This is a genomic window from Martinezella lusitana (assembly GCF_014207095.1).
Classification (GTDB): Bacteria; Pseudomonadota; Alphaproteobacteria; order Rhizobiales; family Rhizobiaceae; genus Rhizobium; species Rhizobium lusitanum_B.
Window position 1 is genome coordinate 238,496 of record NZ_JACHBG010000006.1, and the last position, 12,505, is coordinate 251,000.

A 12,505-nucleotide genomic window follows, 5' to 3' on the forward strand; every position below is an offset into this window, starting at 1 on the left:
ATGGCAGAATATCTATTGGGGCTCGACGCCGGCAACACGGTTATCAAGGCGGTGATCTTTGACCGGCAGGGCAACGAAATTGCGGCAGCGTCAGCAGAGGGGCACAGCCGCATGCCATGCCCCGGACATGTGGAGCGCGGGCTCGATGAGCTCTGGGCGAATGCCGGCAAGGTCATCCACGCCTGCATCGAGCAGGCTGGAGTTTCGACCGGAGACATTGTTGCCGTTGGCTGTGCAGGCCACGGAAACGGGCTTTACGCCCTCGATCGCGAAGGCCGTCCCTTGCTGGGCATCCAGTCTCTGGATACGCGCGCCGTCGCCCTCGTTGAGGAATGGCAGGAAAAAGGTGTGGGTGACCGCACCTATCCGATTGGCCAGCAGCGGCCCTGGCCATCGCAAACGCCGACATTGCTTGCCTGGCTGAAGCGCCGCCAGCCGGAAACCTTCGCCCGGATCGGCACGGTTTTCCTGTGCAAGGATTTCATCGTCAATCGCCTGACCGGCGTTCGTGTCAGCGAAGTCTCCGATATGACCGGATGCGGACTGCTCCATGTCGTCGATCGTCGCTATGACCATGGTCTGATGGAAGCCTATGGCCTCGGTGATTGCATGGAACTGCTTCCGCCCTTGATCGAAAGCTCCGATATTGCGGGGCATGTCACAGCGGAGGCAGCCGCACTGACCGGGCTCGCCATCGGAACGCCTGTCGTCGGCGGTCTTTTCGATGTTGTCGCCTCCGCCATCGGCTCCGGTGTCACCCGCACGGGGGCGGCCTCGATCATCGCCGGTACCTGGAGCATCAATCAAGTGATCGTCGATACGCCGCGGCTCGACGGGCCGGTGTTCATGTCCTCGACCTTCGATCGCAAGCGCTATATGGCGATCGAATCGAGCGCCACCTCGGCCGCCAATCTCGAATGGCTGGTACGGGAGTTCTTTTCGGATCTTCCGCTGGACGGCCGATCGCCCTTCGACTTGTGCGGAGATCTGGCCGCCGGCATCGAGCCTGCTGGCGATGATCCGCTCTATCATCCCTTCCTCTACGGTGCGCAACAAAGCGGCAATGCCCGCGCCGGCTTCTATGGCGTTGCCGGCTGGCATACGAAGGGGCATCTCGTTCGTGCCGTGCTGGAAGGCGTCGCCTTTGGCCATCGACAACATATCGAGACGATGCGGCAGGCGGGTGCAGTCTTCAACGACGCTGTGCTTTCCGGTGGCGGTTCACGCAGCCTGATTTGGCCGCAAATATTCGCCGATGTGCTGGGTTTGCCGGTCTCGATCGCCCGTTCGCGTGAAACCGGTGCGCTCGGCGCTGCAATCACCGCAGGAACGGGGATTGGAGTTTTTGCGGATTTTGCGGCCGGCGCGGCGTCCATGGTGCGGGTTGAGCGGAACTACGTTCCGAACAGGCATCTTCAAAGCCATTACGAGCGACGCTATGGCCTCTATAACGACATCCTGACGGCAATGGCACCGATCTGGCGACGGCTGTCCTCATCGCTGCCTTCTGCGACAGGAGCGGCAGCGTGAGCGCGTCCTCTGACAATGCAGTCGCCGATGCCGGCGATTACGATTTCATCATCGTCGGAGCGGGATCGGCGGGATGCGTTCTTGCCAATCGCCTGTCGGCCAACCCGGCAAATCGGGTTCTTTTGCTCGAGGCCGGCGGCAGTGATCGATATCATTGGGTGCATATCCCGATCGGCTATCTCTTCTGCATGGGCAATCCGCGCACGGATTGGATGATGAAGACGCAGCAGGAAACTGGCCTCAATGGCCGCTCGCTTCCCTATCCGCGGGGAAAGCTCCTCGGAGGCTGCTCATCGATCAATGGCATGATCTATATGCGCGGCCAGGCTGCCGATTATGATGGCTGGCGGCAGGAGGGCAATGTCGGCTGGGGCTGGGATGACGTTCTGCCCTATTTCCTGAAGTCGGAGGACAATTATCGCGGTCGGTCGCAGGTTCACGGTGCAGGCGGCGAATGGCGCGTTGAGCGGCAGCGCCTCTCCTGGCCGATCCTCGATGCGTTTCGAGATGCGGCAGAGGAGCTCGGCATTCCGAAGACCGACGATTTCAATGATGGCGACAACGAAGGGTCCGGTTATTTCGAGGTCAATCAGCGCGGCGGACTACGCTGGAACACCACCAAGGCCTTTCTGCGCCCTGCCATGAAGCGGGCCAATCTTAGAGTGCTGACAGGCGCGGAAACGGAAACGCTGCTGTTTGAGGCGCGTCGCGTCAGCGGCGTCCGGTTTCGATTGGATGGCAGGGTTCACGAGGTGCGGGCAAAGCGCGAGGTCATCCTTTCGGCCGGAGCGATCAATTCGCCGAAAATACTAGAACTCTCGGGGGTCGGCAGACCCGAACTGCTGCGGCATATCGGCATCGACGTCATACATTCTCTGAAAGGAGTTGGAGAAAATCTGCAGGATCATTTGCAGATCCGCACCGTATTTCGCATCGAGGGGGCGAAGACGTTGAACCAGCTCTATCATAATCTCTTTGCCCGGGCCGGCATGGGATTGGAGTACGCGTTCCGCCGCTCCGGCCCTCTGTCCATGGCGCCGAGCCAGCTCGGGATCTTTGCGAAGAGCGATCCGGCGGTGGCGACGGTCGATCTCGAATATCACGTTCAGCCGCTTAGCACGGACAGGCTGGGCGAACCGCTGCACCGCTATCCCGCCGTCACCGTCTCCGTTTGCAATCTCCGCCCTGAAAGCCGAGGTACGGTCCATGTCGCCGCGCCGGATGCTTCATCGGCTCCGGAGATAAGGCCGAACTATCTCTCGATGGCGGGGGATCGCATCGTGGCAGCGCGCTCCATTCGTCATGCTCGCCGTCTTATGCAGGCCAGAGCGATCTCGAAGTTCGCTCCGAGAGAGGTGCTGCCAGGCCCCGAGTTTCAAAGCGATGAGGAATTGGTTCGAAGGGCAGGCGACATCGCAACGACCATTTTCCACCCGGTTGGGACATGCAAGATGGGAAGCGGCGAGGATGCCGTCGTCGATTCACAGCTGCGCGTCCATGGTATCGGCGGGCTGAGAGTGGTCGATGCCTCGATCATGCCGAAAATCGTCTCGGGAAACACCAATTCACCGGTCATCATGATCGCGGAGAAAGCGGCCGACATAATCTTGAGCTAAGTGCCGTTGCCGCATGTTATCGATTATCGATAACATATTTTGACAATGCTAGCTCATCCGAGCGATAGCGAATAGAGCAAAGACCTAGGCGCCGTGAAGCGGATTTACTGAGCCATGAGGAGTGGTCGTGGGCTGATCGGCGAGATGATGGGGCATCGAGACGATCGGATATCATGCGCGGGTCACACGAGCGAGCAAGTTCAAGAGGAAATGATGAGTGCGCATGATGATGCCTTGGTAGACGAACCAACAGTAAGGGGCTCGCCGCTTGAGGTTCTTCGCGTCTTCCTCATGCTTGGATTGACCTCCTTCGGTGGTCCGATCGCTCATCTGGGCTACTTTCGTGACGAGCTTGTTGTGCGGCGAAAATGGATCGATGAGGAAGGTTATGCCGATCTCGTTGCTCTTTGTCAGTTTCTGCCGGGGCCAGCCTCCAGTCAGGTCGGATTTTCGCTCGGGGTCCTACGCGGCAACGGACTGCTTGGCGGGCTGGCGGCGTGGCTCGGCTTCACCTTGCCGTCCGCTGCGATCCTGTTCGCCTTTGCGGTCGGCACGGCAACTTTCACCGGAGCGGCATCGACTGGCGTTGTGCATGGATTGAAACTGGTCGCTGTCGCGGTGATTGCCCAGGCGATCTGGGGAATGGCAAAAAACCTTACGCCCGATCGGGGGCGGGCTGCCATTGCTCTTGCGGCGGTTGCCATTGTTGCCTTCGGCGGTGGAGCGCTCTGTCAAACCGGCGCAATCGCTCTCGGAGCGGTCGGCGGCCTTTGGCTCTGTCGCGGCAACCCATCCTTTGCATCGGCAACTCACTTGCACTTTCCGGTATCGCGTCGCGGCGGAGCTATCGCCCTTATCGCATTTGCAGCCCTCCTTGTCCTCCCGCCGCTGTTCATGGTGACAAGCAGTCATCAAGCGATTGTGTTGTTCGATGCTTTCTATCGCTCAGGAGCATTGGTCTTCGGGGGGGGGGGGCATGTCGTTCTTCCTTTGCTGCAGGCCCAAGTCGTGGATTCGGGTTTGGTTACCAACGAATCCTTCCTTACCGGTTACGGTCTGGCGCAGGCGGTGCCGGGGCCGCTGTTCACGTTTGCGGCCTACCTCGGCACAATCGTGGGGCCGGAACCTAACGGCTTCGCCGGTGCGTCGATCGCCCTTGTTGCGATCTTCCTTCCGGGGATATTGTTGGTCTATGGCATGCTTCCCTACTGGGATGCGTTGCGGCTTCGGCCGACGGCGCAGGCCGCCATGCGTGGGACCAATGCCGCCGTCGTGGGCATCCTTGGTGCCGCGCTCTACAATCCGGTCTGGACATCAGCGGTGCTCTCGTCGAAGGATTTCGCCTTGGCGCTCGCAGGCTTCCTGCTGCTCACCGTCTGGAAAACGCCGCCCTGGACCGTCGTTTTTCTATTGGCGGCGAGCGGCGCTGCTGCACATATGGTCTGAGCGAGGTTTCAAAAGAAGCCAACCCCTGTAATGAGATCCCTGGAGCTACTCATCATCGGGTTGAAAGCGGTGGCGGCGGTGGTGGTGTGGTCGAGCCGGAGCCCAGCGAACGCTGGACCATGACCGTATCGGCCCAGTGACCGTAACGATAGGCAACCGCCGGCAACAGGCCAACCCGCGCGAAGCCGAAGCGCTCGTGCAGGCTGAGCGAGGCGACGTTGTCTGCATCGATGTAGCCGATCATTTGCCGGAAACCGGCGGCCGCGCAGGCGTCGATCAGCCCGCGCATGAGCAGGCTCCCGACACCCTGGCCGATATGATCGTGGTGGACATAGATCGAGTGCTTGACGGTGTAGCGATAGGCTGGGCGTTTGCGGAACAATACCACATAGGCGTAGCCAACGACCTTTTCGCCTTCGAGCGCGACAACGTGAGGGAACCGACGGTTCTTCAGGTTCTTGCGTCGGTCCTTGAGATCGTCCGGCTGCGGCGTGTCATTGTCATCTACCCCGTCCTCGACGCCGCGACGAATGTGGCGACGGTAGATCGCCAGCATGGCTTCAACGTCGCCCTCGCGTGAGGGGCGAATGACGATCGTCTTGTTCTGCTCCATGATCGAACCTGAATTCCCAGCCTATTCCGCAACGACGTAAGTATAGAGGCGGATGCGGCCGGTTTCATCAATCTCGCGATAGAGGCCCTGGATTTCGACTTCGAAGCCAGGGAAGAGATTGAAGCAGGTTTCAAACATCTTGAGATAGTCGAGCATGGGTTTTGCCTCATCCGTCAGGCGCTCGCCCGGCACGATGGTGGCGATACCCGGCGGATAGACCACGAATGGCGTCGTTGCGATGCGGCCGGCGATGGCGTCGATCGGCAGGTAATCGACATCGTTGCGCACCAGGCAGCGTGCGGCATCATGGGGCGAGAGCGCGATCGGCGGCAGGTGGGCTGCGGAAAACTGCAACGTCTGCAGCGCGCTGACATTGGCCTGGCGGAAGAAATTATGCATGTCCGTGCAGAGATCGCGCAGCCTTACGCCTGCGTAGCGGCCCGGTCGGCGGCGATAGAATTCAGGAATAGCCTCTTCCAACAGGGCGTTGTCGTCATAGAGCTTCTTGAAGGCGACCAGGCCGCTGATCAACGTGCCGGCCTTGCTTGCCTCGACGCCGGGCGTGAGGAGGAAGAGCAGCGAGTTGAGGTCGTTCTTCTCGGCGACGATGCGGTTTTCACGTAGATATTGCGCAACCACCGGGGCAGGAATGCCGTGCTCGGTGTATTTCCCACTCGCCCGGTCGAAGCCGGGGGTGAGCAAGGTGAGCTTGTTCGGGTCCGTCATTGCGAAACCCGGCTCCATGCCGGCAAATCCGTGCCACGCAGCGTCGGGCGTCAGGTGCCAGAAGGCCGGATTGGTCGCAAGCTGGTCGGTGGCGATGCTCTCCCAAGGTACGTCGTGCACGGCGCCAGCGCTCGAGACATCCGGGATTGCCACGCGATCCGGCACGAAAGGCTCGAAGAACCAGCGTCGCTCTGCGCGTTGTTCCTTCTCTTCGAATTCGCGGCGCACGGCGCGGATTTTCTTGCGCAGCTCGATGCCGAGGCGGATCGTGTCGTCCCATAGAACTTCGCCCGAACGGCCCTTCATCATCTGCGCGCCGACGTCGAGCGAGGCAAACAGCGGATAGAAGGGCGAGGTCGAAGCGTGCTGCATGAAGCTTTCGTTGAAGCGTCGATGCTCGACGCGGCGCTTCTGGCCGGTGATGTGCCGGTCCTTCATGTGGATCTGCGAGGCCTGGGAGAAGCTTGCGAGCTGCTTATGGGTGGATTGCGTGGCAATGATACCGGGCGCGTCCGGGCCGAGTTCGGCAAGGCCCATGGCGAAGCGACCGGCATAGAGCGGATGAAATTTCATGAAGCCGGCCCAGGCCTCGTCGAACAGGATGTAGTCGCACAGATGACCGATGCGCTTGAGGATCATTTCGGCGTTGTGGATAGTGCCGTCATAGGTGCACTGCTCCACCACTGCCACGCGGAAGGGGCGCTGCTTCCTGTGCGCTTCCGGATCCTTGACAAGCGGATGGGTACGGATGCGCTCCCGCAGAGCTTCCTCGTCCATAGCCGCAAAATCCACGGGGCCGATCAAGCCGTAGACATTGCGTCTGGTCGGCAGATAGACCGGAATGCCGCCTGATATCATCAGCGCGCCGTGATGGGCGGCCTTGTGGTTGTTGCGATCGAACAGCACGAGATCGCCATCGGTGACGAGCGCTGAGAGCGCGACCTTGTTGGACGTGGAGGTGCCGTTCAGGACGAAGTAGGTCTTTTCGGCGCCGAAAATCTTGGCCGCCTCTTTCTGCGCCGCGAGCGCCGGACCCTCGTGGGTCAGAAGATCGCCAAGATCGAGCACGGAATTGTCGAGGTCGTCACGAAATACCGCTTCGCCGAGGTGTTCCATGAACACACGGCCGATCGGGCTGCGGCTGTAGAAGATGCCGCCATTGTGCCCAGGGCAGGTCCAGAGCTGATTGCCTTCCTCGGCATAATCGACCAGTGCGCCAAAGAACGGTGTCTTCAGCGTCTCGGCATATTGCTTGAGCCGGCTGATCAGGCTTTTGGCGATGAAGGCTGGCGTCTCTTCCGAGAGGAAGACATAGCCGTCGATGAAATCAAGCACTTCGACCGGCACATCCTCGAAACGCTTGCGGCGGATCAAAAGGATGATCGGGAATTCGAGGCCGCGCCGGCGCATCAGATTGATGAGGGAGGCCGTCTTGCCTTCAAGTCCCTTCTTGCCCCAGTCTACCAGCATGCAGCCGATGGCGGCGTCCGTCTGGACGGCGATCTCCGCGTCTTCGATATTGCGAGCACGCACGACCTCGAAGCCTGAGCGCTCGATCTCCTCGACGATCTGATTGTAGCGGGCGCCCTCCAGATCCTCGCTGTCGAAGGCCGGCGTTGCGAACAGAAAGTTGAAGCGTCTGAAATAATCCATCTCGGTACCCGCATTTAAAACCAGGGACGAGGTGTCGACGTATTTCATGACATGGATGTGACAGATCTTCGGGCGCCGGAAACGGCGCCAGCGAGAAGAGGGCACTCCGGCAGAATTAATAGGCAATCGAATGACAGCGCTTCATGATTCTCAAGGCTTGCAACGGCCCAGCAAAATCCCCTTGTAGCTATCCCCGTCGTATCAGCGCCAAACGGGCGCCGCCTTACATCGCTTTCTGTGGATGCGGCGACCCTTCGTATGCACCCCAGATAGATTGGTCCAGGTTGATCGTGGCACCTGTCATCAGCCCGGATTCCTCCGAGGAAAGATAGGCGACCGCCCGGGCAACCTCGGCAGGGGAGACCAACCGGCCGAATGGCTGCTCGGCTGCCGCCCTTGTCAGCCAATCTTGATCGGCGCCATGATATTCGCGCTGAATGCGATCCTCGCCATCGCTCGACATCCAGCCAATATTGAGGGCGTTGACCCTGATGCGGTTTCTAAGCAGCGCGAAGGCCGTGTTCCGGGTCAGGGTGTCAAGCGCTCCTTTGGATGAGCAGTAGGCGCTGATGAAGGGTTGGCCCGCCATCGACGACATCGAGGAAATGTTGACGATCGTGCCTTCTATGCCGTTGGCGATCATGGTCTTGATCGCATCCTGCATCAGAAAAAACGGCGCCCGAACGTTGACGGCGAACATGCGATCGAACAGGTCCTGATCCGTGTCGAGGATTGTGCCGCGATCGGTGATGGCAGCGACATTGACGAGTGCATCGATGCGGCCGAATTTCTCGACCGCTGTCGCGATGACTTTGCGGCAATTCTCCACCTGGCCGAGGTCGGCCGTGACGAATGCGACCGGAATTCCGTATCGATCACTGATCTCGCGTGCATGAGCTTCCCCTTTGGCCGTGCTGCGGCCGCAGATCGTCAGGCCTGCAGCCCCGCGCTCGGCAAAGAGGCGAGCGACTTCAGCACCTAGCCCCTGCGTGCCGCCGGTTACGACGGCGAATTTTCCATCCAGTCTGCTCACGGATCTCAAGCCTCCCTGCGTGCCGCATGGGCGGCGATCAACTCTGCGAACTCTTTGGCGTCCATGCCGGCGTCGATAGCGTCCGCCATGATCCGCGCCTGGGTTTTCGGCGCAAGGCCGCCGACGGGCGGGTCGCTATCGAGATTGGTGGGAAAGGCATAGCCTTCGGCCGTTGAAGCGATGACATTGGCAACCTCCGCACGGCTCAGTGCGCCTGCAGCGAGAGCTGCGATAAGGGCAGGATAGACGGTCACGGCCATTCGATTGCGGTTGGTGCTCTCCATCGCCCGGCCGAAGGCCGAGGAGACCTGAAGAAGATTGGCCATGCGATAGATGTCTTTCGAGACATTGTTGCCTGCGCCGTGCATGACGGCCGGGTTGAAGAAGACGGCGTCGCCCTTCTGCAACGGCAATTGCACGTGATGTTCCGCGAAATACTCCTGAAATTCCGGACGGCCGAAAGCGATGTAGCCTTCAAAGAAGGTCTGAGAGTAGGGGAGGAACAATGTTGGGCCGCTTTCGAGCGGCATGTCGCAATGCGCAACCGCGCCCTGCAGCGTCAAAAGCGGCGAAACGGCATGGATATGGCCGGGATAGGCTTGCATCTGCTGCGGAGACATGAAGCCCAGATGATAATCGCGATGGGGTTTTTGCGCCGTGCCACCTGGATTGACGCGATTCATCTGCGCCGTCATCTGGTAGCCTGCTCCGAGCCAAGCCTCCGATACCATGGCAATGGCCGTCGACGCGTAGTAGCGGGCAAAATTCACCGGATCCGCCAGGCAATGCTTCTCGAGCGCATTCCAGATGCGATCGTTCGCGCCCGGCTTGGCAAAATGATCGCCGGCACCTTTACCCTTCTCTTTCTCCTCGCGGACGATGGCTTCGAACACAGTGGTCGCGCGATCAACGACTGCCACATCCGGCATGGCGTTTTTTATCACGATGATACCGGGGCCGGAGGTGAAGGCTTCGACCCACTCAGCCGTCAGGGCACGGCGTTCGTCTTCGACACCAGCCGCGTGTCGAACCTGGTCGCCCTCATAAATGAGGATATTTTTCCTGATGTCCGCGGCCAAGGGCCAGTCTGTTGACGTGGCGGTTTTCTCGACGAGGGATTTGAAGGTGTCGAGGCTGCCGCAATCGGCAGACAGCCAAACCTTTTGGCTACGGCGACTTGTGAGCGTTTGAGCGTCCATGGTGATCTCCTCCCGAAATGACGTTGGACCTAGGCATTGATCGTAGCCGCGATGCACCCTATGAAAAAGGTACAAGACCCCTCAAAAACACCTCAGAAGGAACCTCGATGAAGTCGCGTTTTCCGCTGAAAGATATCGCGTTGCAGGCCGGCCTTAGCCTCGCAACTGTCGACCGGGTGATGCACGAACGCGATGGCGTCCGCGCAGTCACCCGGGCGCGCGTCGCAGCGGCAATATCGGAACTGGAACGGCAATACATGCAGTCCGGCCTCGCTGGACAGCGTCTCGTGATTGACGTGGTCATGGACACGCCGCAGCGTTTCTCCACAGCGGTACGCCACGCCTTCGAGGCGGAATTGCCCGGCATGCGGCCCGCCTCGTTCCTTGCGCGATTTCACGCTGCCGAAACCATGAGCGAGCAGGAGCTTCTATCGATCCTGCGTGCGATACGCCGTCGCGGCAGCCACGGTGTCGTTCTGAAAGCGGCCTCTACGCCTGCCATCGCCGAATCTGCTGCCCAGCTCATGGCGGCGAGGATTCCGGTGGTCACCCTGGTGACCGATTTGCCGGAAAATGCGCGTATCGGCTATGTCGGCATGGACAACCGCGTCGCGGGAGCGACGGCTGCGTATTTGCTCGGGCGCATGGCGGGCGAAAGGCCAGGCAAGGTGCTGGTGACGTTGTCCAGCAGGCTCTTTGCTGGGGAGGACGAGCGCGAACATGGGTTTCGAGATGTGCTTGCGCAGCGCTTTCCTCATCTTTCGGTTCTAGGAATTTCCGAGGGCTTCGGTGTCGATCGGGCGACGGAGCGCCTCGTCCACGATGCGCTTGAATGCGAACCGAGCATTCGGGCCGTCTATTCGGCTGGCGGCGGCAACCGCGCGATATTGAAGGCTTTTGCGGAGGCCCGACGCGATTGCTGCGTCTTTGCCGCCCATGATCTCGATCAGGATAATATCGGACTGCTCGCTGCCGGCAAGATCACCTTCGTCATCCACCATGATTTGCGCCACGATGCCCGAAGCGCCTGCCAGCTCATGCTCGCTTATCACCGAATGTTGCCGCCCGATTTCCAGGTTGCGCCGTCGAGGGTCGCCATCGCTACACCATTCGAGCCAACGCTTTGATCGGCGATCTCAGTGCGCCTTCGGCAACTAATAGGAGATTTCCGGCGATGACATCATGCCTGCATCAGGATAGGTTTTTCACGCTCTCGACCGGTGGCTTCGCGCTCAAATGCCCGGATCGGCCGGCGATCGCAATTTGAGAAAGGAATTGCTCCGATGGTTCGTTCGAAACTTTTTGCCGCTAGTGCCCTGGCGCTGGCTCTCGTTATGTTGATGGTCAGCCAAGGTGAAGCACAGCAGGCAAAGCCTAAGGCCGCACCGGGAATATGCCGCGGGGATGCCGCCAAGGCGCTCATAGGCAAGAAGCGTGTGACGGATGGCGCGGCGCGGCGGCTAACAGGCGCATCGATCGTGCGCCAGATCAACCCGGGACAAGGCGTGACGATGGATTATCGACAGGAGCGTGTGACCATCGAAACCAATCCAAAAACTCGTAGGATTATCCGAGCCTATTGCGGATAGCTGATCCAAAGGCCTTGCTTGCCGGCGCGTCCCGCCCAGAGAGAGTAGCCTGCATCTTTCGATGGTGGACGGGGCGGAATAAGCCTTGTCGCCCAATGGAAGGCAGCTATTAGCCCGACAGATGACGCGAGCTAGGTGTCATTAGCCGATTGCTTGTTTTGCCCATTGCGCTCGACCTGGGTCGCCGGTACCACGATGCCCGAATATAGCGTCGGGTTGTCTGCCCTGTCTCGAAAGGCTCTGCCGAAAGCTGCCACCCAGTGATAGACCCCATTCTTGTCACGAACGCGGTATGTGGATTGCTGGGGCGTTTCAGCGACAATTGTGTTATGAATAACCTTCGCCAGCGGCGGGCGATCCTCAGGATGAACGCGATCGAGATACGCCTCTATGGGCAATCCGTGAGCGCTTTCCGCAGGGTCAAGGCCGAACAGGCTAGCCAACGCGGCATCGGCAAAGACCAGGTTCTTTTCTATATCCCACGTATATATTCCAGCCTCTGGCGCGGCTGCTTCCGATATATCCGCCATGAAAAGCGGCTGCGATTGCTTCAACTAACGTCCCCCCACTGACGTGAATCATCAATAGCTTAGTATCGTTATAGGTCTGGTCAAGCGGGTCAGAAGCTCGCGCGTTCGAAAATCGCTTGTAATTGCTCAAGTGCTGTCACAACGCCGGAGCTGACCGCCGCCAAGTCCATGACACGTCTGTTCGGCGAGGTTCTTGGGACCGTTGACCACAAATTGATGAGATGGCGGTGCAACGTCGTTATCGGAGGCTGCTGCAATGCAAAGTCGGGCGGTACCTCGATGCCTCCCTCAAATCGTGCCAATATAGCGAGAGCTGAAAGATCATGAAGCATTGCCATCTCGCGAAGCTGTGTCTGTTGGGATATGGGCGTTGTTATACTTCCACACTAAACATTATGATTGTATTTTGAAAGCATAAATACACCCATAGGATGCCGCCGTGATTTTTCTGGAGACGTTGGTTCGCAGCGCCATCGTTGATACGGTGCGCCTCCGGCCGCAACGGTGTCACGGCTCGCAGCAGGATCTAAGCGGGAAGATCCCCAGGTTGCCGTAAGGAACGGATTTCAC

Annotated in this window: 10 protein-coding genes; 5 read left to right on the forward strand and 5 right to left on the reverse strand. The window is 59.6% G+C overall.

The window, feature by feature from the left end; genetic code table 11:
• The 3 genes from GGD46_RS15695 to chrA all read left to right on the forward strand — a co-directional run bounded on the left by GGD46_RS15695 (position 1) and on the right by chrA (position 4,592).
• On the forward strand, positions 1-1,530 hold the full coding sequence (locus tag GGD46_RS15695; protein WP_184705404.1) for an FGGY-family carbohydrate kinase: 1,530 nt from the start codon (positions 1-3) through the stop codon (positions 1,528-1,530).
• Positions 1,527-3,146 (forward strand): GMC family oxidoreductase, encoded by a 1,620-nt coding sequence (locus GGD46_RS15700; RefSeq protein ID WP_184705406.1) that lies wholly within the window; start codon positions 1,527-1,529, stop codon positions 3,144-3,146. The genes GGD46_RS15695 and GGD46_RS15700 overlap by 4 nt, the downstream gene beginning before the upstream one ends.
• Positions 3,147-3,359: 213 nt before the next feature.
• Positions 3,360-4,592 (forward strand): chromate efflux transporter, encoded by a 1,233-nt coding sequence (chrA, locus tag GGD46_RS15705; protein ID WP_184705408.1) that lies wholly within the window; start codon positions 3,360-3,362, stop codon positions 4,590-4,592.
• A gap of 52 nt (positions 4,593-4,644) precedes the next feature.
• Here chrA and GGD46_RS15710 read toward each other — a convergent pair whose 3' ends face one another.
• The 4 genes from GGD46_RS15710 to GGD46_RS15725 all read right to left on the reverse strand — a co-directional run bounded on the left by GGD46_RS15710 (position 4,645) and on the right by GGD46_RS15725 (position 9,816).
• Complete coding sequence (locus GGD46_RS15710) at positions 4,645-5,205, reverse strand: GNAT family N-acetyltransferase (protein ID WP_184705410.1); 561 nt, start codon at positions 5,203-5,205, stop codon at positions 4,645-4,647.
• Between the two features lie 21 nt (positions 5,206-5,226).
• Positions 5,227-7,584, reverse strand: a complete 2,358-nt coding sequence (locus GGD46_RS15715) for an Orn/Lys/Arg decarboxylase N-terminal domain-containing protein (protein ID WP_184705412.1) — start codon at positions 7,582-7,584, stop codon at positions 5,227-5,229.
• Positions 7,585-7,807: 223 nt separating this feature from the next.
• Positions 7,808-8,617, reverse strand: coding sequence for an SDR family oxidoreductase (locus GGD46_RS15720; protein WP_184705415.1), 810 nt, complete (start codon positions 8,615-8,617; stop codon positions 7,808-7,810).
• A 5-nt stretch (positions 8,618-8,622) separates the two neighbouring features.
• Positions 8,623-9,816, reverse strand: a complete 1,194-nt coding sequence (locus GGD46_RS15725; protein ID WP_184705417.1) for a phytanoyl-CoA dioxygenase family protein — start codon at positions 9,814-9,816, stop codon at positions 8,623-8,625.
• Positions 9,817-9,923: 107 nt separating this feature from the next.
• Here GGD46_RS15725 and GGD46_RS15730 point away from each other — a divergent pair, with 107 nt between their 5' ends.
• Together GGD46_RS15730 and GGD46_RS15735 are read left to right on the forward strand one after the other, a co-directional pair.
• Positions 9,924-10,943: a substrate-binding domain-containing protein gene (locus GGD46_RS15730; RefSeq protein WP_184705418.1), complete on the forward strand. Its 1,020-nt coding sequence runs from the start codon at positions 9,924-9,926 to the stop codon at positions 10,941-10,943.
• 156 nt (positions 10,944-11,099) lie between these two features.
• The gene (locus GGD46_RS15735) at positions 11,100-11,405 is read left to right on the forward strand and encodes an I78 family peptidase inhibitor (RefSeq protein ID WP_184705420.1); all 306 of its coding nucleotides are present in this window, start codon (positions 11,100-11,102) and stop codon (positions 11,403-11,405) included.
• Positions 11,406-11,536: 131 nt separating this feature from the next.
• Here the strand turns inward: GGD46_RS15735 and GGD46_RS15740 are convergent, their stop codons facing one another.
• The gene (locus GGD46_RS15740) at positions 11,537-11,959 is read right to left on the reverse strand and encodes a PAS domain-containing protein (RefSeq protein WP_246806322.1); all 423 of its coding nucleotides are present in this window, start codon (positions 11,957-11,959) and stop codon (positions 11,537-11,539) included.
• Positions 11,960-12,505: the final 546 nt, after the last annotated feature.

Bases quoted from the DNA above. Each gene is read 5' to 3' on its own strand.
- GGD46_RS15695 (WP_184705404.1), top strand. From the start codon at position 1: ATGGCAGAATATCTATTGGGGCTCGACGCCGGCAACACGGTTATCAAG.
- chrA (WP_184705408.1), top strand. From the start codon at position 3,360: ATGAGTGCGCATGATGATGCCTTGGTAGACGAACCAACAGTAAGGGGC.
- GGD46_RS15710 (WP_184705410.1), bottom strand. From the start codon at position 5,205: ATGGAGCAGAACAAGACGATCGTCATTCGCCCCTCACGCGAGGGCGAC.
- GGD46_RS15715 (WP_184705412.1), bottom strand. From the start codon at position 7,584: ATGGATTATTTCAGACGCTTCAACTTTCTGTTCGCAACGCCGGCCTTC.
- GGD46_RS15725 (WP_184705417.1), bottom strand. From the start codon at position 9,816: ATGGACGCTCAAACGCTCACAAGTCGCCGTAGCCAAAAGGTTTGGCTG.
- GGD46_RS15730 (WP_184705418.1), top strand. From the start codon at position 9,924: ATGAAGTCGCGTTTTCCGCTGAAAGATATCGCGTTGCAGGCCGGCCTT.
- GGD46_RS15735 (WP_184705420.1), top strand. From the start codon at position 11,100: ATGGTTCGTTCGAAACTTTTTGCCGCTAGTGCCCTGGCGCTGGCTCTC.